Genomic DNA, 19,831 nt, shown 5'->3' with positions numbered 1-19,831 from the left:
GCTTTAGCGCCCTCAGCGCCCGCGGCTTCCCTTCAGCATCGACCAGCTATAGAGGAACAGCCCCGCCCAGATCAGCGGGAAGGCGATCATGCGCGCCGTGCCGAATGGCTCGTGGAAGACGAAGACCGCGATCAGGAAGATCATCGTCGGCGCGATATACTGCATGATGCCGATCGTCGAGAGTTTCAAGAGCTTGGCGCCGTTCGCATAGATCATCAGCGGCACGGCGGTGATGACGCCGCACCCGAGCAGCAGGATCGTGTCGGCAAGACCGGTGCGGTAGAGGTGGCCCTGGCCGCTGCCGAATTCGAGATAGAGAATGTAGAGGAGGGCCGGCCCGCTGAGGATCAGCACTTCGAGGAAGAAGCCCTGGTTCGGCCCGAGCGGCAGCGTCTTGCGCAACAGGGCGTAGAACCCCCAGCTGATCGCCAGCGTCAGCGCCACCCACGGGATGCCGCCGCTGTCCAGCGCGAGAATGGCGACGGCAAGCGCCGCAAGCGCGATCGCCGCGATCTGCAGCGGCTGCAGCTTTTCCTTGAGGAACACCGCGCCAAGAAAGATGCTGAACAGCGGATTGATGAAATAGCCGAGTGCTGCGTCGAGCGAATGGCCGGCGCCGATCGCCCAGACATAGGTGCCCCAGTTGACGGTGATCAGCGACGCCGTCAGCGCCGCCATCGCCAGCATGCGCGGCGAGCCGAGCGCCGTTCGGATGTCCTGTGTGCGTCCGAGCACGATCAGCACGATGCCCGCCAGCGGCAGCGACCAGACGATGCGATGGGCGATCACCTCGGCCGGCGAGATATGCGCCACCGCCTTCATGTAGATCGGCAGGAAGCCCCAGAGCAGGTAGGCTGTCAGCGCGAAGGCGAACCCGCGCGGACTGTCTTCGTTCTTGGCCAACGGAACGGATGCATCGGTCGACATCGGTGTTTCCATCTTTGTTCTTCTTCTGATCCGGCCTAGCTTAAGCGCCGTGAATAGGCCAATTCATTTCGTTGAATGAAGGGTGAGAGGATTTGAACCGGGAGACAAAGCGATGGACGAGAAGATATCCGATGCTCTCGGCTGGAAGACGAAGCCCGAAGGAAGCGAATGGTATTCGGCCGAGGGCTGGGGTCTCGTCGCCGAGCCGGCGGAATAGGTCTATTCCGCCGCGATCTTGCCCGCCAGCTGCCGGTTCTTCATCAGCTTGTAAATGACGGAATCCATCAAAGCCTGGAACGAAGCGTCGATGATGTTCTCGGAGACGCCGACCGTCCACCAGCGCACGCCGTCGCTGTCGGTGGACTCGATCAGCACGCGGGTGATCGCCTCCGTACCGCCATTGAGGATACGCACCTTGAAATCGGCGAGCACCAGATCGTCGATCTCGTGCTGGTATTTGCCGAAATCCTTGCGCAGCGCGAGGTCGAGCGCGTTGACCGGGCCTTCGGCATCGGCAACCGACATCAGCGTCTGGCCGTCGATGGTGATCTTGACCACCGCCTCCGAGACGATCTTCACGCGGCCAAGACTGTCGAAGCGGCGCTCGATCATCACGCGGAAGCCTTCGATGGTGAAGAATTCTGGGATCGTGCCGAGCGTGCGGCGCGCCAGCAGCTCGAAGCTTGCATCCGCGCCCTCATAGGCATAGCCGATGGATTCACGTTCCTTGACGATGGAGATCAGCAGGTCGAGCTTCGGATCGTCCTTGGCGACCGCGATGCCGCGCCGTTTCAGCGCATTGATGAAGTTCGCCTTGCCACCCTGGTCGGAGACCATGACCTTGCGGAAGTTACCGACGGTTTCCGGCGGCACGTGTTCGTAGGTCCGCGGGTCCTTGAGCAGCGCCGATGCATGGATGCCCGCCTTGGTGGCGAAGGCAGAAGCGCCGACATAGGGCATCTGGTGGTCGGGCGAGCGGTTGAGCAGCTCGTCGAAGGCATGCGAGAGCCGAGTGAGGTTGAGCAGCCGCTCCTCATCGATCGCCGTTTCGAAACGTGTGTTGTAGGCGCTCTTCAGCGCCAGAGTCGGGATCAGCGTCACCAGATTGGCATTGCCGCAGCGTTCGCCGATGCCGTTCAGCGTGCCCTGGATCTGCCGGACGCCGGCTTCGACCGCGGCAAGCGAATTGGCAACCGCCTGTCCGGTGTCGTTATGCGCATGGATGCCAAGACAGTGGCCGGGAACGCCGGCGGCGATCACCGCCTCGACAATCGCCCGCACCTCCGGCGGCTGCGTGCCGCCATTGGTGTCGCAGAGCACGACCCAGCGGGCGCCGCTGTCATAGGCCGTCTTGGCGCAGGCGAGCGCATAGGCCGGATTGGCCTTGAAGCCGTCGAAGAAATGCTCGCAATCGACGATCGCCTCCTTGGCCGCGCCAACCGCCGCCTTGACGCTTTCGGCGATGCATTCGAGGTTTTCCTCGTTGGTGCAGCCGAGCGCCACCGCGACATGATAATCCCAGCTCTTGGCGACGAAACAGATGGCATCGGATTTTGCCTGTAGCAGCCCGGCAATGCCGGGATCGTTGGAGACCGAAACGCCTGCTCGCTTCGTCATGCCGAAGGCGACGAAACTGGCCTGGCTGGTGCGCTTCTCGCTGAAGAAGGCGGTATCCGTCGGATTGGCGCCGGGATATCCGCCCTCGACGTAGTCGAGGCCGAATTCGTCCAGCATGGCGGCGATCGCAATCTTGTCCTCGACGGAAAAATCGATACCGGGCGTCTGCTGCCCGTCCCGGAGCGTCGTGTCGAAGAGGTAGATGCGTTCTTTCATGTCGTTTCCTCCCGCCAGGCGGGTTGTTATGGAGTGCGGATGCTGCCCCTCATCCGGCTGCCGCCACCTTCTCTCCGTTATGACGGGGGAAGGGATATGCCGCACCGTATTGCGGGGCACGTCCCCTCTCCCCGCGGGCGGGGAGAGGGTTAGGGTGAGGGGCTGCCCCCAATGCTAACGATCAGTCTTGCTTCCCGGCAAACCTATCCGTCGCCCGGATCAGCCGATCGAGAATCCCCGGCTCCGAATAGGCATGGCCCGCGCCCTCGATCAGGTGGAATTCCGCCTTCGGCCAGGCCTTGTGCAGCAGCCAGGCATATTTGGCCGGGCAGGGCATGTCGTAGCGGCCATGCACGATCACGCCGGGAATATCCCTGAGCCTGCCCGCATCGCGGATCAGCTGTCCCTCGTCCATCCAGCCGGCATGGACGAAGAAATGGTTCTCGATGCGCGCAAATGCATAGGCGAATTCCGGCTCTTCGAACTTGAAGCTCGTCGAAGGTTCCGGCAGCAGCGTGATCGTTTCGCCTTCCCAGATGCTCCAGGTCTGCGCCGCCGCGAGGCGGACGTTCCTGTCCTCATGCGTCAGACGGCGATGATAGGCATGCATCATCTCATGCCGCTCTTCCGGCGGAATGGGCGCGATGAACCGCTCCCACTTGTCCGGGAACATTTCCGAGACGCCGAATTGGTAGTACCAGTCGAGCTCGGCCTTGGTCAGCGTATAGATGCCGCGCAGGATGAGCTCGGAGACATGCTCTGGATGCGTCTCGGCATAGGCGAGCGCCAGCGTCGAGCCCCAGGAGCCGCCGAACACCTGCCAGCTGTCGACGCCTGCCATCTCGCGCAGCCGCTCGATATCGGCAACGAGGTGCCAGGTCGTGTTGGCATGGAGTTCCGCATGCGGCGTCGACCTGCCGCAACCGCGCTGGTCGAACAGCATGACGTCGTAGAGAGCAGGATCGAAGAGCCGGCGATGGGCAGGCGAGATGCCGCCGCCCGGGCCGCCATGCAGGAAGACGGCGGGCTTGGCGCCAGGCGTACCCGAGCGCTCCCAATAGATCACATGGCCGTCGCCGACATCGAGATGGCCGGAAGCATAAGGTTCGATTTCGGGATAGAGCGTGCGCAGTATCTCGGTCATATCTTCACGCCTTTCGCGGGCCAGACTTCTGTGTCGTGATCGGGATGCTGGAAGGAGATGATCGCCTCCTGTCGTGAGTAGAAATCCTGATCCTTCAGCACCGGCGCCTCGAAGATTTCCTCGACCCAGGGCAGGCGGGCCTCGTAGTTCACCTGGATCAGCGGTGCGAGGTCGCTGCGGTCGTCGAAGGTGCCGATCGCAAGCTCCAGCCCGCCCGGATGACGATAGGTCATCGGCGTGCCGCAATTGCTGCAGAACCCGCGTTCGATATTGACCGAGGACTGGAAGTAGCTCGGCTCGCCGCGCGTCCATTCCATCCCTTCCTCAGGCGTGGTGACGAGCGCGGAGAAGAAACCGCCGAACTGTTTCTGGCACATGCGGCAATGGCAGATCGAGGGACGTCCCAGTCTGCCTGAAATGCGGAAGCGCACGGCGCCGCACTGGCATCCGCCTGTCTTTGTCGTGTCCGTCATGAGCTTTCTCCGAGGGGCCAGCTTTTCGTGTCGTGGTCGGGGTGCTGATGGTTGCTTGCCGCGATCGCGTTCTCGCGGTCCGGCGTTTCAGGCTGTGGTTCAAGCGGCAGGCCGTCGAGCGTGTGAAACCAGGACATCTTGCGGCCGGTGTTCGATTGCATCACCGGCTTGACCGCATCGGGATCATCAAGCGAGCCGAGCGTGAGGTTGATGAAATCAGTCTCCGGAATGTCGTAGAACAGCGGCGTACCGCAATCGCCGCAGAAGCCGCGCCGCACCAGATCCGAGGACTGAAACCATTTCGGTGCGCCGCGCGTCAGGGTAAAATCGCTGCGCATCACGGCGGCAAGCGGCATGAAATAGTTGCCGGCTRCCTTCTGGCACATGCGGCAATGGCAAAGATGGGGATAGCCGAGTTCGCCTTTGACGTGGTAGCGCACCGCCCCGCACTGGCACCCGCCGCTTCTGTCCGCTTCCGCCGTCATCTGAGCTCCTTGGGTGGCCATGCCTGCGTCTCATGATCGGGATGCTGGTGGGAGACGAGCTCGAGCAGGAAGGGGGCAGCCTGCGCATCCTCCTCCGTCCGGTGCCCCGGCAATTCATGCAGATGATCGACGAAACCGATCTTGCCTTCGATCCCGAATTGGACCACCGGCGGAAATGCCGAAGGATCGTCGAAGGCGCCGGCGGCAATCGCCATTCCATCCGGCGCTTCATAGGTCAGCGGCGTGCCGCAGTCGCCGCAAAAGCCGCGCTCGACAAAGTTGGAAGAGCGGAATTTTTTCCGCTCGCCGCGTGTCCACTCGAAATCGGTGCCGCGCACCGAGACCAGCGGCGCATAATAGGCACCGAACGCCTTCTGACACATGCGGCAATGACAGATCGACGAATCCTTGATGTCGCCGCTGACGCGGAAACGGATCGCTCCGCATTGGCATCCGCCGGTATAGGTCGTCATCTCTTGACCTCCCACGTCGTCACGCGCTCGCCGGTCACCGGATCCTTGCCGTCCTTCAACTGGATACCCTTGGCCGTCAGCTCGTCGCGGATCTTGTCGGCCTCAGTGAAGTTTTTCGCCTTCAGCATTTCGAGACGCATTGCGATCAGCGCATCGATTGCCGATGCGACGGCTTCGTCGATCTCCATCTTTTTCGGCAGCAGGCCCAGAAGGTCGGCCGTTGCGGCAAAAGTGGCGCCCACGGCAGGATCCGTGTGGGCAGCTTGCGCCAACGCATGCAATGCCTGCACCGCCGCCACCGTATTGAGGTCGTCCGAAAGCGCGTTCAGCACGCTTTCATCGGGCGCCGCATCGCCGGCATCTGTTGCCGGCCATTTGGCGAGCAGACGTTCGGCCTCTTCCAATCGCTTGATCGAGAAATCGATCGGCTCGCGGTAATGCGTCATCAGCATGGCAAGGCGCAGCACCTCGCCCGGCCATTTGCGGCCGCCGAAGGTTTCCGTGTGCAGCAACTCGTGGATTGTGACGAAATTGCCTTCGGATTTCGACATCTTGCGGCCTTCGACCTGCAGGAAGCCGTTATGCATCCAGACATTCGCCATCACCTCGGTACCGTGGGCGCAGCGCGACTGGGCGATCTCGTTTTCATGATGCGGGAAGATCAGGTCCAGCCCGCCGCCGTGAATGTCGAAGACATCGCCGAGATAACGCTTGCTCATCGCAGAGCATTCGATGTGCCATCCGGGCCGGCCGCGGCCCCAAGGGCTGTCCCAGCCGGGCTCGTTGTGGCTCGACAGCTTCCAGAGCACGAAATCGCCAGGATTCTTCTTGTGTGCGTCGACCGCGATGCGGGCGCCGGCCTGCTGTTCGTCGAGCGGGCGCTTCGAAAGCTGACCGTAATCCGCCATGGATTTGGTGTCGAACAGCACTTCGCCCGATGCGACATAGGCATGACCGTTGCCGATCAGCTTCTCGATGATCTCGGTCATCTCAACGATATTGTCGGTGGCGCGCGGCTCGAAGTCCGGCTCCAGGCAGCCGAGGTCGGCGACATCGGCGTGAAATTGGGTCTCGGTCTTTTCCGTAACGGCGCGGATCGCGTCGTTGAGCGGCAGGCCCGGATGGTCCCGAAGCGCCCGCGCATTGATCTTGTCGTCGACGTCGGTGATGTTGCGGGCATAAGTGACGTGGTCTTCGCCATAGACATGGCGCAGCAGCCGGAACAGCACGTCGAAGACGATGACCGGCCGGGCATTGCCGATATGAGCGAAGTCATAGACGGTCGGGCCGCAGACATACATGCGGACATTGTTGGGATCGATCGGCGAAAAGACCGATTTTTCCCGTGTCAGCGTGTTGTACAGCTTCAGTTCCGGCGTCGCGTCCATTTCACTCTCCCAAATGCACGATCAGAAAAATATCGCGACCGGCGGACCGGGGCGTTTCGCATCTTGACTATTTGGGAGACGAAAACGGCCGGGCCAGCGCTCGCGCTAGCGAATAATCTTCCGGCAGATAATGCAGATAACCGTTTTCATGGCGGGTTTTATGGCCCGGTTCGCGCTTCCGGTCAAGGGGGCGAAGAGCGATCCAGCGGCAACAGGATCCATCCATCCGATGAATCGATCGCAGCCGCGACATCTGGTGAAACCAGTTGGCGGGCCCTTGAAATTCGCCCGCCATTTTCGCGGCGCAAATCTCGCATAGCCGGTTGAGAAGCTGTTGTTAATAGGGAGGAAGGGATGCGGAGACCGGCTCGATCGACGATCGGAGCGACCGCAATGCTGGTGGTCGCATTCGCTGCATATTTCGCATACGATTTCGGAATGCTTCGCTTCAACAATCCTTCCTTAAGCAGCTATCCGATCCAAGGCATCGATGTCAGCCATCACCAAGGTGATATCGATTGGAATGTGGTTGCCTCGCAGGCGAATGTCCGCTTCGCCTTCATGAAGGCGACCGAAGGTGGAGATCATCGGGATTCCAAATTCGCCGACAACTGGCAGCGCGCCGGAGATGCTGGATTGGTCAGGGGCGCTTATCATTTCTTCACCTTCTGCCGACCGGGCAAGGATCAGGCGCAGAACGTCCTGGCGACCGTGCCGAAGGAACAGGGAACTCTGCCCATCGCCATCGATCTGGAGTTTGTCGGCAATTGTAACAAAATCCCGACGCTCGAGGAAATGGCTGCCGAGGTGAACGCCTTCTTCACCGAGCTGAAGGGCACTTTTCCGGAGAAGCCTATTTTCTACGTGACGCAGGAGTTCTTCGATCAATATCTGAAAGGCAATGAATCGCGCTTTCCCGACCACTATCTGTGGCTGCGTAGTGTATTCAGGGAACCGAGGCAGGAAGAGTGCAGTCGTTGGTCAATCTGGCAATTTGCCGACAACGGCACCTTGGACGGCATCCAGGGACCGGTTGACCTCAATGCGCTTTGCCCGTCGGAAGCGGGCTTGGCGCATCTGTTCCCGGCAGTTGCAGCGAACTGAGACGTCTACAGCGCCACGCGTCTTTTCGAGAGCCGCAAAGGACGCTGTGGCACTTTGAATTGCTGCATAATTTTATCCTTAAATCGATTCCGATTTAAGGAATTATGCAGGAGCTTATTCCGGCAACCGGTAATCGACGAGCTTGTTCTCCCGCACGATGAACAGCTTACCCGTCTCGGTCACTCCAGGCCCCAGCAACGGCAGGATCGCCTTTGCGACCTGGGAGGGATGCGGCAGCGTCTGCGGATCTTCGCCCGGCACCGCCTGCGCCCGCATCGCCGTGCGTGTCGCCCCCGGATCGACGCTGGTGACCCGCAGCGGTGTGCTTTGACTTTCGCCGGCCCAAGTGCGTGCCAGCGCCTCGACCGCAGCCTTGGAAGCGGAATAGGCGCCCCAGAAGGGGCGGCACTTGTGGGCAGCACCCGAAGAGATGATCACCGCGCGGCCGGCATCCGAGCGGGCCAACAACGGGTCGACCGAACGGATCAGCCGCCATGTCGCGGTGACGTTGATGGTCATCACCTTCTCGAACACTTTCGCTTCGATATGGCCGATCGGCGAAATGACGCCGAGCACGCCGGCATTGGCGACGAGGATGTCGAGCTTGCCCCAGCGCTCGAAGATCGAGCCGCCGAGCGCATCGATCGCATTCATGTCGGCAAGGTCGAAGGGCACGAGCGTCGCCGTGCCGCCGATGGCCTTGATCGCATCGTCGAGGTCCTCGAGTCCGCCGACTGTGCGTGCGCAGGCAATCACATGGGCGCCGGCTTTCGCAAGTTCCAGCGCCGTGAAATAGCCGATGCCGCGCGACGCACCGGTGACGAGCGCGATCTTGCCCTCAAGATTGATATTCATGATGTCGTGTTCCCTCACGAAGGGAGAGGGGTGCGATGAACCCCTCGGGATGGACAATGGAAAAACCGGCGCGCTGTGTCAGCCGTTGCTGGCAAGCATCGAAATCTTGTTGCCCATAGACTCGCCGTTCTTGTCGAGCAGGCGGGTCGGATAGTCGCCGGTAAAATAGTGGTCGGTGAACTGCGGCCGGGCCGGATTGCGGTCTTCACCGCCAACAGCGCGATAGAGGCCGTCGATCGACAGGAAGGCGAGTGAATCCGCGCCGATATATTTGGCCATGGCTTTGACATCGGCATATTGGTTTGCCAGCAGCTTGTCTGCGTCAGGCGTGTCGATGCCGTAGAAATCCGGGAAGAAGATCATCGGGCTTGCGACGCGGACATGGACTTCGCGCGCGCCGGCTTCACGGATCATCTGGACGATCTTGAGAGAAGTCGTGCCGCGCACGATGGAATCGTCAACCAGCACCACGCGCTTGCCTTCGATCATTGCCCGGTTGGCGGAATGCTTCAGCTTTACGCCGAAGGCGCGGATCTGCTGCGTCGGCTCGATGAAGGTGCGCCCGACATAATGGTTGCGGATGATGCCGTATTCGAAGGGAATGCCGCTCTGCTGAGCATAGCCGAGCGCCGCAGGTGTGCCGCCATCCGGCACCGGCACGATCACGTCGGCATCGACGGGCGATTCCTTGGCAAGGTTCATGCCCATGCTCTTGCGCGTCGTATAGACGTTGCGGCCGCCGACAACCGAGTCCGGGCGGGCGAAGTAGACATATTCGAACAGGCAGAGGCGCTCCGGCTGCGGCTTGCTGGGCTTACGCGCATCGATGCTGATCGAGCCGTCAGGCTGGATTTCGCAGATGACGACTTCGCCGTTCTCCACGTCGCGGATGAACTTGGCGCCGATAATGTCGAGCGCACAGGTCTCCGAGCAGAAGATCGGCTTGCCGTCGAGTTCGCCCATGACCAGCGGGCGGATGCCGGTCGGGTCGCGCGCGGCAATCAACTTGGTGCGCGTCATGGCGAGCATCGAATAGCCGCCTTCCATCTGACGAATGGCGTCGATGAAGCGGTCTGACGTGGAAGCATGGCGGGAACGGGCGATGAGGTGGAGGACGACTTCGGTATCGGACGTCGACTGACAGATGGCGCCGGTCGCGATGATCTGGCGGCGCAGCGTCAGGCCGTTGGTGAAATTGCCGTTATGGGCAATGGCGATGCCGCCTTCTTCCAGTTCGGCAAAGAGCGGCTGTACGTTGCGCATGGCCACTTCGCCGGTTGTCGAGTAGCGGGTATGACCGATCGTAATGCTGCCGGGCAGGCGGGCAAGCGTCATCGGATTGGTATAGTGGTCACCGACGAGGCCCATGTGGCGCTCTTGATAAAAGCGCTTGCCGTCGAAGGAGACGATGCCGGCCGCTTCCTGCCCGCGGTGCTGCAAGGCATGCAGGCCTAGAGCCGTGAGCGCGGCGGCATCGGGATGTCCCAGAATTCCGAAAACCCCGCATTCTTCATGCAGCGTATCTCCGTCGAGCGGATCGTCGGTCGGGAAGGAATGGGACTGGTTCATTTCTGCGGGCCTCTGCTCTCACAAGAATGGATCGGCATTTCCAGAAATAGCTGAGCCCGGCGGAGCTGGAATGCTCGGCCGGACCCTCATTTCATGTTCCGCTCAAATGGCAATTGCCGGAAGGCGGGTCAAGCTCTTGAACACTGTGTCAATTCGCCGGCTGCTGTGCGCCGTCTGCTGGCGCGGTCGGTGCGTCTTCCGCCGGAGCCTGGTCGCCCGTCGGCGGAGTGGTACCTCCAGCGCCCTGTGCCGGCGGCTGCAGCTTATCACGGATGCTTTCCGGTATCATCTGGGCAAATTGCTCCGGCAGAACCGATTTCAGCTTCACCACCATCGAATCCAGGAAAGGTTTCGACTTCGCTTCGTTGACCCAGGCCGGACGGTGGTCGACATCGACGAGCCAATTCCAGAAGGCGACGGCGACGACCAGGAGCAGCACACCGCGCGCCGCCCCGAACAGGAAACCGAGCGTGCGGTCGAGAGCGCCGACACGACTGTCGATGATGAAATCGGCGATCTTCATCGTGATGAAGGAGATGACGATGAGCGCGATCAGGAAGACGACCGCTGCCGAACCGACGATCGCGATGCGGTCGTCATCGGTATATTTCTTCGCATAGGGTAGCAGGTACGGATAGAGGTAATAGGCAGCGGCGGCCGAACCACCCCAGCTCGCGATCGAAAGGATCTCGCGCGAAAACCCGCGGACCATCGCCAGCACGGCGGAGAAGAGCACGACGCCGATGACAATACCGTCGAAAATCGTAATGGGCATGTAAATTCAACTCCAGGACTGCCGCTTGGCGGCCGTGTCGTGCCTTATCGTGTGCTCCTATATCATCACCATTCCTGGCAATGAAAGGATCAAACGTCGTCTTCCACACGCAGCGCCCCCTTCGATCCGGCGATGCGCGCGACCAGATCCGGCAGGCTTCCGACTTCGCTCCAGCGCCCGCCGGAGCCCTTCGGCAGTTCGGCGGAGGCGGATGGAAGCAGTGCTGCAGAAAAACCCAGCTTCTCGGCTTCCTTGAGGCGCTGGGCGGTGTGCGCAACCGGCCGGATGGCGCCCGACAGGCTGACTTCGCCGAAATAGACGCAATCGGCGGGAAGGGCAATACCGGCAAGCGAGGAAACGAGCGCCGAGGCGACGGCAAGATCGGCCGCCGGTTCGGAGATGCGGTAACCGCCGGCGACGTTGAGGTAGACGTCGTGCTGGCCGAGCCTGACGCCGCAATGGGCCTCAAGCACTGCGAGGATCATAGAGAGCCGGGCCGAATCCCAGCCGACCACGGCGCGCCGTGGCGTGCCGAGTGAGGTCGGCGCCACCAGCGCCTGCACCTCGACGAGAATGGGGCGGGTGCCCTCCATGCCGGCGAAGACGGCAGCACCCGGCGATTTTTCGTTGCGCTCGCCGAGGAAGAGTTCCGAGGGGTTGGCGACTTCGCGTAAGCCTTTGTCTGACATTTCGAAGACGCCGATCTCGTCGGTCGGGCCGAAGCGGTTCTTGACCGTGCGCAGGATGCGGTAGTGATGGCCGCGATCGCCTTCGAAATAGAGTACGGCATCGACCATGTGCTCGACGACGCGTGGCCCGGCGATCTGCCCGTCCTTGGTCACGTGGCCGACGAGCACCATGGCGGCCCCCGTCTGCTTGGCGAAACGGATCATTGCCTGGACGCCGGTGCGCACCTGCGTCACCGTTCCCGGCGCCGATTCGGCAAGTTCGCTCCATAGCGTCTGGATGGAATCGATGATGACGAGGTCCGGCCGCTTGCCCTCGGCGAGCGTCGCCAGAATATCCTCGACATTGGTTTCGGCCGCCAGCATCACGTCGGTATCGGCCGCCGCAAGGCGTTGCGCCCGTAGCCGGACCTGCGCCACAGCTTCTTCGCCGGAAACGTAGATGATCTTGTGGCCGCGCCGCGCAAGGGCGGCGGCTGCCTGCATCAACAGCGTCGATTTGCCGATGCCGGGATCGCCGCCGATCAGCACCGCCGAACCGCGCACGAAGCCGCCGCCGAGCGCCCGGTCGAGCTCCGACATGGCGGTATGGATGCGCGGTGCCTCTTCGATTTCGCCGGAGAGCGCCGTCAGCGCCACCGGGCGGCCCTTCTTCGGCGTCTTGCCGGGACCGGAGCCGATCCCGCCCATCGGGTCTTCCTCGACGATGGTGTTCCACTCGCCGCAGTTCTCGCATTTGCCGGCCCAGCGGTTATGAACTGTGCCGCAACTCTGGCAGATGAATTGTGTCCTGGCCTTCGCCATCAATTGCTCTTTCAGTCCGGGGTCCCGAGCGAAGCGACGCGCCGCTTCACCGAATCATTGTCGTGCTTGAGATAATGGCTATCGCGACGGATCAAAACTAATGATTTCCCCATCAGCGCACCCATGCCTATCCTTTGCTTCTGCTTATCTGGAATGATGGAAGATGTTCGATTATTCGTTTGCGCACTGGCTTGCATTTCTGTCGGCGGCGGTTCTGCTCAATCTCTCGCCCGGTCCCGACATCGCCTTCATCCTCGGTCACACGATGAGAAGCGGAAAACGTGCCGGTTTTTCCGCGCTGTTCGGCGTCTGGTCCGGCGCCTGTCTGCATGTGCTGATGGCTGCACTCGGCCTCTCCGCGATACTTGCCGCTTCCGCCGTCGCCTTCTCCACGGTCAAATGGATCGGCGCCGCCTATCTCGTCTGGCTGGGCATTCAGGCTTTGCGCTCCGGCGGCGGCAACGGCCTGATAAAGGCCGCCGGTGAAAGATTGTCGGTGGCAAGGATCTACCGGCAGGGAATTCTGGTGTCGCTGCTCAATCCGAAAGTGGCGATATTCTTCCTGGCCTTCCTGCCGCAATTCGTCGTCGAAGGGGCAGGGCCGGCATGGGCGCAGCTCCTGCTGCATGGCGGGCTCATCATCGTCGTGGCGGCCTTCATCGAACCACCGCTCGTCCTTCTCGGAGGGCGCCTTGCGGATGCGATCAGGCATAATCAAAAAATCGGACTCTGGCTCGACCGCGGCCTCGGTGCGCTTTTTGTGGCGCTCGGTGTCCGTCTCGCTCTCAGCAGCCGCTAGAGCATGACGCCGAAAAGTGTGAGCGGTTTTCGGACGACATCATGCTCCAACTAGTAATTTAGAACAGGATTCAGATTTTAGGCCGATCCGGCCTAAAATCATCCTGTTCTAGAAAGGCCGCTATTCCTCGGCCACGTAGCGCCGCTCGTGGCGCAGCCCCATGCTGGTCAGGATCTCGTATCCGATCGTGCCGGATGCCCGCGCCACATCGTCCACCGGCATGTTCTTTCCAAACAGTTCGACATAATCCCCGGCGCGCACGGCATTGTCAGGCAGGTCGGTGACATCGAAGATCGTCAGGTCCATGGTGATCCGGCCGGCAACCGGAACCTTGTGTCCGGCGATGAAACCTTGCCCACCTTGCGGCACCACCTGGCGCAGCGGCACGCCGCCGCTCGACTGGCTGCGCATATAGCCGTCGGCATAGCCGGCCGAGGCGATCGCCAGCCGGCTTTCGCGGCGAAGCTGCAGCGCCCGCCCATAGCTGACGGTCTCGCCGGCTTCGACGCTGCGCACCTGGATGATGCGCGCTTCCGCCGTCGCCACCGGCCGCATCGGGTTCGCCATGCCGCTGACCGCTTCGCCGCCATAGAGCGCGATGCCGGGGCGGGTCAGGTCGAAGTGATAATCCTCACCGAGAAAGATGCCGGCCGAGGCAGCCAGACTTGAATCGATGCCTTCATAGGCGGCGCTAACCCTGTGGAATGATTCGAGCTGCTGCCGGTTCATCGCATGGGTGGGATCGTCGGCGCAGGCGAGGTGGCTCATGACAAGCACGGGCGCGAAGCTCGCCGGCCGTGAGACGTCGTCGGCGAGCGTGATCGCATCGTCGATATGCAGTCCGAGCCGATTGAAGCCGGTATCGACATGGAGCGCGCAGGGGTAGTCGCCGTAATCGGCAAGCACCGCCATCCAGAAGGCGAGCTGTTCGTCGGAAGAAATCACCGGCACCAGATCGTTTTCGAAGAAGCGCCGCTCGGTGCCCGGCCAGATGCCGGAAAGCACGAAGATGCGCGCCTCGGGCGCATAGAGGCGAAGTGTCACGCCCTCGTCGACGGTCGCGACGAAGAAGTCGCGCGCGCCGGCCATATAGAGCGCTTCGCCGGCATCCTCGATGCCCATGCCATAGGCATCCGCCTTGACGACCGCCGAGGCGCGCGCCGCACCGGAGCGGCGCGCCATGTCGCGCCAGTTCTCCGTCAGGGCGGTCAGGTCGACGGTCAGCCGCAGGCCTGCCGAGGCAAAATTGTCATCTTCGGGGGCGTCGAAAAATTCGCTCATGATCCGCATCGAAAAGAGGCCGCAGAAGGATTCTCCGGCCAGTTTACTGCAAGTCGCCCAAAAGTGCGTAGCGGTTTTGGGACGACGACGTGCATAAAGCAAAKACCTCTAACCGCGTCGCATACGACGCGGTTAGAGGTCAACTATGTCAAGGGAAAGCCCGGCGCTGCACGCAGCATCCGCGCGATCAGTGCTCTTCATATTGGGTGAAGGAGGGATCGGCGAGATCGGCAAAACGCGTGAATTCCGCCTGGAAGGCGAGCTTCACCGTGCCTGTTGGCCCGTGGCGCTGCTTGGCGATGATGACGTCGGCCGTGCCCTTCACCTTGTCGAACAGTGCCTCCCACTCCGGATATTTCGGATCGTGGATATCGCGCGGCTCCGAATTCTTGACGTAATATTCCTCGCGGAACACGAAGAGCACGACGTCGGCGTCCTGCTCGATCGAGCCGGATTCGCGAAGGTCGGACAGCTGCGGCCGCTTGTCGTCGCGGCTTTCGACCTGACGCGAGAGCTGAGACAGCGCGATGATCGGAACGTTGAGCTCCTTGCCGAGCGCCTTGAGGCCGGTGGTGATCTGGGTGATTTCCTGCACGCGGTTGTCGCTGGATTTGCCCGAGCCGGTCATCAACTGAATGTAGTCGACGACAAGCACGTCGAGACCGCGCTGGCGCTTCAGACGGCGCGCGCGGGCCGAAAGCTGGGCGATCGAGATGCCGCCGGTCTGGTCGATATAGAGCGGCACCTTCTGCATCATCATCGAGCAGGCGACGAGCTTTTCGAAATCGGCATCGTTGATGTCGCCGCGGCGGATCTTCGAGGAGGAGACTTCCGTCTGCTCGGAGATGATACGGGTGGCGAGCTGTTCGGACGACATTTCGAGCGAATAGAAGCCGACAACGCCGCCGTTCTTCGCCTTCATGCTGCCGTCCGACTGGACTTCGCCTTCGTAGGCGGCGGCGATATTGTAGGCGATGTTGGTGGCAAGCGAGGTCTTGCCCATGCCGGGGCGTCCGGCAAGCACGATCAAGTCCGACCGCTGCAGGCCGCCCATCTTGGAATCCAGCGAATGGATGCCGGTGGAAATGCCGGAAAGCCCGCCATCACGTTCCTTGGCGACGGCCGCCATGTCGATCGCCAGCGCGACCGCATCGTTGAAGGCCTGGAAGCCACCGTCGTAGCGGCCGTTTTCCGCCAGTTCGAAGAGGCGGCGTTCGGTATCCTCGATCTGTGACTGCGGCGGCATGTCGAGCGGCGCGTCATAGGCGATGTTGACGACGTCCTCGCCGATGGTGATCAGCGCCCGGCGCAGCGCCAGGTCGTAGATCGCCCGGCCGTAATCCTCGGCATTGATGACGGTGACGGCATTGCTGACGAGGCTCGCCAGATATTGCGAAACCGTCATGTCACCGACCTTCTCGTCGGCTTTCAGGAAGGTCTTGATCGTCACCGGATTGGCGATCTTGCCCATGCGGATGATATCGCCGGCAACCTCGAAGATCTTCCGGTGCAGCGGCTCATAGAGATGGATCGGTTTCAGGAAGTCGGACACCCGGTAATAGGCGTCGTTGTTCATCAGGATCGCACCCAGAAGCGCTTGCTCGGCTTCGATATTGTTGGGTGCTTCGCGATAATGCTGCTCCGACGGAGCAACAGCTGCAATCTTTCGAGCGGCGTCGTTCATCATCATCCGTTCTGTCTTTTTCCAGCTCCGGATTTGCAATTCCGGACGCGAAAATCAAGAGGCTACGAAAGGAGCGGGGGCTCGCTTCGCCTAAATCCTGAATGCTGTGCACGTTGTTCGACTTCTCCACAGTCTTGGGCGACACAAAGGAGAAATACTGGCAGTGTCACCCGCACGACACGGTATGGCGCCGACTCAGTCCATCCGTTTCGGAGAACGCTACTTTAGCGCGATGCGATAAGGCACGCAGCAAAAACATCCGGAAAATCCCCTTAAAAAAGCGAACCGATCGGCGGCTCAAATCGAAGGGATTGAAACGAAAAAGCCCGGCGCGGTGGCCGGGCTTTCCCTCACGCGGATCGCTCCGACGAGAATTATGCTTCGTCTTCGTCGACGCCGTCGGCTTCCGGATCGAAGAAATCTTCCGGACGCAGCGCGTCTTCGTCGACGCCGTAGATCGCGTCGACCGAGGTGAGTTCTTCGCCCTTGGCCTGGCGCTCTGCCTCTTCGGCAGAACGGGCAACGTTCAGCTCGACGTGGATTTCGACTTCCGCATGCAACTGCAGCTCGACCTTGTGCAGGCCGATCGACTTGATCGGCGTGTTGAGGTGAACCTGGTTGCGGCCGATGTTGAAGCCTTCGGCGCCGAGAATCTCGACGACGTCACGGGCAGCGACCGAACCATAGAGCTGGCCGGTTTCGCCGGCGGAACGCACGACGATGAAGGACTTGCCGTCGAGAACGTCGGCGACCTTCTGGGCTTCCGATTTGCGCTCGAGGTTGCGGGCTTCGAGCGTCGCGCGCTCGGCTTCGAAGCGGGTCTTGTTGGCGGCGTTGGCGCGCAGCGCCTTGCCGAGTGGCAGCAGGTAGTTACGGGCAAAGCCGTCGCGAACCTTTACGGTTTCGCCCATCTGGCCGAGCTTGGAGATGCGTTCGAGAAGGATGACTTCCATTTTCTTTTTCCTTTCTTGTGTCTCAGATTTTCGTATCGGATTGTTTGGGGGCATCAGCATCTTTCGTCGGGGTCAGCGCGATCGCCTTGCGCGTATCGCTGAGACCGAGGACGAGGATGAGGAGAGCTGGCAGCAGCATGAGCATCGAGGCCAGATAGCAGAGGATGAGAGCCGGTATGCGCCAGTCCTTGCCGCGCGTGCGGAAATGCAGAGAGGCGAAACCGGAGAGCATGAAGCCGGCGCCGAAGGTGCCGATCACGGTCGCACCGACCAGCGCCGGAACGCCGCCGAAGAAGCACGCGGCAAGCCCAGCCAGGAAGATGAAGATCGAGTTGCGGTTCATCCGCAGCGACGAGGGAATATCCTCGCGCGGACGAAGGCCGCGGCCGGACGCGGCTACGATGCGCACCGCGAAATAATAGGCGGCAAACAGCATGCTGACCCACATGCCGCCCTGCAAAGCCGGCAGCATCAGCAGGATCAGCGACTTGGTCTGCGCCGTCGCTGCCGGATCGGGCATGAATTCCGGCTGCTGCTGCTTGAGCGAGGTGATCAGAAGATCAACGATGGGATCGGTGATCTCAGGCCCGTAGCCGATGATCACCCCGATGACGATGACGGCAAGCGTCACCAGACCGCAGAGATGCAGCAGGATATCGGAGAGCGGATACCAGGCAAGCAGATGGTCGGGACCGCCGAGTTCGGAGGCCGGACGCGCCAGATTGGCGAGATGGCTGAGCCAACCGGCCGGCAGAAGCGTCACCAGCGTCATGATCAGCGCGAAGGAAGGCGAGATCAAGATCGCGCCCAGCGCCGCAGCGGTGACGACGGCCGAGACCGCGGCGGCATTGCCCCAGCCGAGCCCGACGATCAGGATCGGCAGCGCCGAGGCCGTATAGAGGAGCGCGCTGAAAAACGACGGCTGCATGCTCGCGCCCAGCACCAGCAGGGCGGCGGTCAATCCGGCGAGTGCGCCGATCAGCAGCGTTTTAATGTTCGGTCGTTTCAAGGTCGCTGTCCTGCTTCATCAAGCAGTTAGAGGATGTTGCTGAATCAAATTCAGAAACGTCTCAACATGGGTTTTAACAGTTCCGATCCGCGCCCATCGCGGAAGGGAGAAGGGAAGGCACGAATGCCTTCCCTCAAAGGTGTTGGCGTCGACCGATTAGGCGACGACGTAGGGCAGCAGGCCGAGGAAACGGGCGCGCTTGATCGCCTGGGCGAGTTCGCGCTGCTTCTTCTGGGAAACGGCCGTGATGCGGGACGGAACGATCTTGCCGCGCTCGGAAATGTAGCGCTGCAGCAGGCGTACGTCCTTATAGTCGATCCGCGGCGCGTTGGCGCCGGAGAATGGGCAGGTCTTGCGGCGGCGATGGAACGGGCGGCGGACCGGAGCGGAGGAAGTTTCAGACATATCTCAGATCTCCCTTATACACGGTCTTCGCGCGGACGGCGCGGACGGTCGTCACGGTCGCCGAAGCCACCTTCACGCGGCGGACGCGGGCCGCGATCGCGATCACCGAAGCCGCCTTCACGCGGGCCACGGCCGCCTTCACGCGGACGGTCGTCACGGTCGCGCTTCTGCATCATGGCAGACGGACCTTCTTCATGCTTCTCGACGGCAATCGTCATGTAGCGAAGAACGTCTTCGCTGATGCGCATCTGACGTTCCATTTCCTGGACGGCAGCAGCCGGTGCATCGATGTCCATCAGGGCGTAGTGCGCCTTGCGGTTCTTCTTGATGCGGTAGGTGAGGGACTTGAGGCCCCAGTTCTCGATGCGCCCGACCTTACCGCCATTCGCTTCGATCACACCCTTGTACTGTTCTACGAGGGCATCGACCTGCTGAGCGGAAATATCCTGCCGGGCAAGGAATACATGTTCATAAAGAGCCATGACAGCTTTACCTTTCTTGCGTTTGGTTCAACCCGATATTCGGCGGCTAAGCCTCAACGACTGCTCCTGATTGGGCGGACCCAGGCAAGAAAGCGTTTCCGAGACGGTCGAGAGCGGAGACACGGGAGGCTGGAACGCTTCCGTTCCGAACGATTTCCAATAGGAAACCGGCCCTCCGTTCAGCCACCAGCCAGAAGACCGGGTTAACGAACAGGGCGGCTTATACGGATTTTTTGGGCAAAGGCAAGCGCAATCGGACACCCGAACCCGATGCAGGCCAATGGTCGGCATCGGGCAGGCGCCAAACAAATATGATCAAAGCGTCAGCGGATACTGCCGGTGCACCTTGGCGATTTCCGCCAGAATCTCGTTCGAAAGCGTAATGTCTGCCGCGCCGATATCGATTTTCAACTGCTCCATCGAGGTCGCGCCGATGATGGCTGAAGCCATGAAGGGCCTGGACAGGCAGAAGGCGAGCGCCATTGCTGCCGGGTCGAGGCCGAATGTTGCTGCGATCTGCAGATAGGCTTTGGTCGCCGGTTCCTGCAATGGCTGCAGCCGGCCGCCGATATCGGGGTTGATCGAACCGCGCGAACCCTTCGGCCTGATACCATCGACATATTTGCCGGAGAGGATGCCGCCGGCGAGCGGCGAATAGGCAAGCAGCCCGACATCCTCGTGATGCGACATCCTCGTGATGCG

20 protein-coding genes are annotated in these 19,831 nt (G+C 61.4%); 2 read left to right on the top strand and 18 right to left on the bottom strand.

The features are described 5' to 3' along the window. Positions 1-12 precede the first annotated feature (12 nt). From rarD to cysS, 7 genes are all read right to left on the bottom strand, one after another. The gene (gene rarD, locus AC1ECN_RS32605) at positions 13-927 is read right to left on the bottom strand and encodes an EamA family transporter RarD (protein WP_027689730.1); all 915 of its coding nucleotides are present in this window, start codon (positions 925-927) and stop codon (positions 13-15) included. 219 nt (positions 928-1,146) lie between these two features. Continuing rightward, positions 1,147-2,760, bottom strand: a complete 1,614-nt coding sequence (cimA, locus tag AC1ECN_RS32600) for a citramalate synthase (RefSeq protein WP_075224240.1) — start codon at positions 2,758-2,760, stop codon at positions 1,147-1,149. 181 nt (positions 2,761-2,941) lie between these two features. Beyond that, positions 2,942-3,904: a prolyl aminopeptidase gene (gene pip / locus AC1ECN_RS32595; protein WP_130661311.1), complete on the bottom strand. Its 963-nt coding sequence runs from the start codon at positions 3,902-3,904 to the stop codon at positions 2,942-2,944. After that, a complete protein-coding gene (locus tag AC1ECN_RS32590) occupies positions 3,901-4,377 on the bottom strand; it encodes a GFA family protein (RefSeq protein ID WP_018070575.1) in 477 nt (158 codons plus the stop codon). Before AC1ECN_RS32590 ends, pip begins: the two co-directional genes overlap by 4 nt. Further along, positions 4,374-4,862, bottom strand: coding sequence for a GFA family protein (locus tag AC1ECN_RS32585; protein ID WP_477955280.1), 489 nt, complete (start codon positions 4,860-4,862; stop codon positions 4,374-4,376). The genes AC1ECN_RS32590 and AC1ECN_RS32585 overlap by 4 nt, the downstream gene beginning before the upstream one ends. Beyond that, on the bottom strand, positions 4,859-5,335 hold the full coding sequence (locus AC1ECN_RS32580) for a GFA family protein (protein ID WP_130661312.1): 477 nt from the start codon (positions 5,333-5,335) through the stop codon (positions 4,859-4,861). Before AC1ECN_RS32580 ends, AC1ECN_RS32585 begins: the two co-directional genes overlap by 4 nt. Then, complete coding sequence (gene cysS / locus AC1ECN_RS32575; protein ID WP_018070572.1) at positions 5,332-6,723, bottom strand: cysteine--tRNA ligase; 1,392 nt, start codon at positions 6,721-6,723, stop codon at positions 5,332-5,334. The genes AC1ECN_RS32580 and cysS overlap by 4 nt, the downstream gene beginning before the upstream one ends. Before the next feature lie 354 nt (positions 6,724-7,077). Here cysS and AC1ECN_RS32570 point away from each other — a divergent pair, with 354 nt between their 5' ends. Then, the gene (locus tag AC1ECN_RS32570) at positions 7,078-7,827 is read left to right on the top strand and encodes a glycoside hydrolase family 25 protein (RefSeq protein ID WP_018070570.1); all 750 of its coding nucleotides are present in this window, start codon (positions 7,078-7,080) and stop codon (positions 7,825-7,827) included. Between the two features lie 114 nt (positions 7,828-7,941). On the opposite strand, the gene AC1ECN_RS32565 is transcribed toward AC1ECN_RS32570, so the two are convergent. The 4 genes from AC1ECN_RS32565 to radA form a co-directional block, all read right to left on the bottom strand. Further along, positions 7,942-8,682, bottom strand: a complete 741-nt coding sequence (locus tag AC1ECN_RS32565) for an SDR family NAD(P)-dependent oxidoreductase (RefSeq protein WP_018070569.1) — start codon at positions 8,680-8,682, stop codon at positions 7,942-7,944. A 78-nt stretch (positions 8,683-8,760) separates the two neighbouring features. Then, positions 8,761-10,251 carry an amidophosphoribosyltransferase gene (purF, locus tag AC1ECN_RS32560; RefSeq protein WP_018070568.1) on the bottom strand — a complete coding sequence of 497 codons (1,491 nt, stop codon included), beginning with the start codon at positions 10,249-10,251 and terminating at the stop codon, positions 8,761-8,763. Positions 10,252-10,399: 148 nt separating this feature from the next. Further along, positions 10,400-11,026, bottom strand: a complete 627-nt coding sequence (locus tag AC1ECN_RS32555) for a CvpA family protein (protein ID WP_011651236.1) — start codon at positions 11,024-11,026, stop codon at positions 10,400-10,402. A gap of 89 nt (positions 11,027-11,115) precedes the next feature. Continuing rightward, the gene (gene radA, locus AC1ECN_RS32550) at positions 11,116-12,516 is read right to left on the bottom strand and encodes a DNA repair protein RadA (RefSeq protein ID WP_012756823.1); all 1,401 of its coding nucleotides are present in this window, start codon (positions 12,514-12,516) and stop codon (positions 11,116-11,118) included. 163 nt (positions 12,517-12,679) lie between these two features. Here radA and AC1ECN_RS32545 point away from each other — a divergent pair, with 163 nt between their 5' ends. After that, on the top strand, positions 12,680-13,315 hold the full coding sequence (locus AC1ECN_RS32545; protein WP_130661313.1) for a LysE family translocator: 636 nt from the start codon (positions 12,680-12,682) through the stop codon (positions 13,313-13,315). Between the two features lie 120 nt (positions 13,316-13,435). Here the strand turns inward: AC1ECN_RS32545 and alr are convergent, their stop codons facing one another. The 7 genes from alr to AC1ECN_RS32510 form a co-directional block, all read right to left on the bottom strand. Beyond that, positions 13,436-14,605, bottom strand: a complete 1,170-nt coding sequence (gene alr, locus AC1ECN_RS32540; protein WP_197727395.1) for an alanine racemase — start codon at positions 14,603-14,605, stop codon at positions 13,436-13,438. Positions 14,606-14,783: 178 nt separating this feature from the next. After that, positions 14,784-16,280 (bottom strand): replicative DNA helicase, encoded by a 1,497-nt coding sequence (locus AC1ECN_RS32535; protein WP_063474885.1) that lies wholly within the window; start codon positions 16,278-16,280, stop codon positions 14,784-14,786. A 374-nt stretch (positions 16,281-16,654) separates the two neighbouring features. Then, positions 16,655-17,233, bottom strand: coding sequence for a 50S ribosomal protein L9 (gene rplI / locus AC1ECN_RS32530; protein WP_018070564.1), 579 nt, complete (start codon positions 17,231-17,233; stop codon positions 16,655-16,657). A 22-nt stretch (positions 17,234-17,255) separates the two neighbouring features. Then, positions 17,256-18,242, bottom strand: coding sequence for a DUF2232 domain-containing protein (locus tag AC1ECN_RS32525; RefSeq protein ID WP_075224235.1), 987 nt, complete (start codon positions 18,240-18,242; stop codon positions 17,256-17,258). A gap of 156 nt (positions 18,243-18,398) precedes the next feature. Next, positions 18,399-18,647: a 30S ribosomal protein S18 gene (gene rpsR / locus AC1ECN_RS32520; protein WP_003547038.1), complete on the bottom strand. Its 249-nt coding sequence runs from the start codon at positions 18,645-18,647 to the stop codon at positions 18,399-18,401. Between the two features lie 14 nt (positions 18,648-18,661). Continuing rightward, positions 18,662-19,129, bottom strand: coding sequence for a 30S ribosomal protein S6 (gene rpsF / locus AC1ECN_RS32515; RefSeq protein ID WP_003547040.1), 468 nt, complete (start codon positions 19,127-19,129; stop codon positions 18,662-18,664). A 315-nt stretch (positions 19,130-19,444) separates the two neighbouring features. Further along, positions 19,445-19,831: aldo/keto reductase (locus AC1ECN_RS32510; protein WP_477955273.1), on the bottom strand; the 387-nt coding region annotated here is incomplete at its 5' end.

The sequence above is a fragment of the Rhizobium sp. 01N447_2 genome (genome assembly GCF_056399245.1).
The sequence above is the reverse complement of the archived record's forward strand: the minus strand, read 5'-3'. Positions and strand labels throughout refer to the sequence as shown.

Coding starts and splice junctions, on each gene's coding strand:
- rarD (WP_027689730.1), bottom strand. CDS start 927: ATGTCGACCGATGCATCCGTTCCGTTGGCCAAGAACGAAGACAGTCCG.
- cimA (WP_075224240.1), bottom strand. CDS start 2,760: ATGAAAGAACGCATCTACCTCTTCGACACGACGCTCCGGGACGGGCAG.
- pip (WP_130661311.1), bottom strand. CDS start 3,904: ATGACCGAGATACTGCGCACGCTCTATCCCGAAATCGAACCTTATGCT.
- AC1ECN_RS32590 (WP_018070575.1), bottom strand. CDS start 4,377: ATGACGGACACGACAAAGACAGGCGGATGCCAGTGCGGCGCCGTGCGC.
- AC1ECN_RS32580 (WP_130661312.1), bottom strand. CDS start 5,335: ATGACGACCTATACCGGCGGATGCCAATGCGGAGCGATCCGTTTCCGC.
- cysS (WP_018070572.1), bottom strand. CDS start 6,723: ATGGACGCGACGCCGGAACTGAAGCTGTACAACACGCTGACACGGGAA.
- AC1ECN_RS32570 (WP_018070570.1), top strand. CDS start 7,078: ATGCGGAGACCGGCTCGATCGACGATCGGAGCGACCGCAATGCTGGTG.
- AC1ECN_RS32565 (WP_018070569.1), bottom strand. CDS start 8,682: ATGAATATCAATCTTGAGGGCAAGATCGCGCTCGTCACCGGTGCGTCG.
- purF (WP_018070568.1), bottom strand. CDS start 10,251: ATGAACCAGTCCCATTCCTTCCCGACCGACGATCCGCTCGACGGAGAT.
- AC1ECN_RS32555 (WP_011651236.1), bottom strand. CDS start 11,026: ATGCCCATTACGATTTTCGACGGTATTGTCATCGGCGTCGTGCTCTTC.
- radA (WP_012756823.1), bottom strand. CDS start 12,516: ATGGCGAAGGCCAGGACACAATTCATCTGCCAGAGTTGCGGCACAGTT.
- AC1ECN_RS32545 (WP_130661313.1), top strand. CDS start 12,680: ATGTTCGATTATTCGTTTGCGCACTGGCTTGCATTTCTGTCGGCGGCG.
- alr (WP_197727395.1), bottom strand. CDS start 14,605: ATGCGGATCATGAGCGAATTTTTCGACGCCCCCGAAGATGACAATTTT.
- AC1ECN_RS32535 (WP_063474885.1), bottom strand. CDS start 16,280: ATGAACGACGCCGCTCGAAAGATTGCAGCTGTTGCTCCGTCGGAGCAG.
- rplI (WP_018070564.1), bottom strand. CDS start 17,233: ATGGAAGTCATCCTTCTCGAACGCATCTCCAAGCTCGGCCAGATGGGC.
- rpsR (WP_003547038.1), bottom strand. CDS start 18,647: ATGTCTGAAACTTCCTCCGCTCCGGTCCGCCGCCCGTTCCATCGCCGC.
- rpsF (WP_003547040.1), bottom strand. CDS start 19,129: ATGGCTCTTTATGAACATGTATTCCTTGCCCGGCAGGATATTTCCGCT.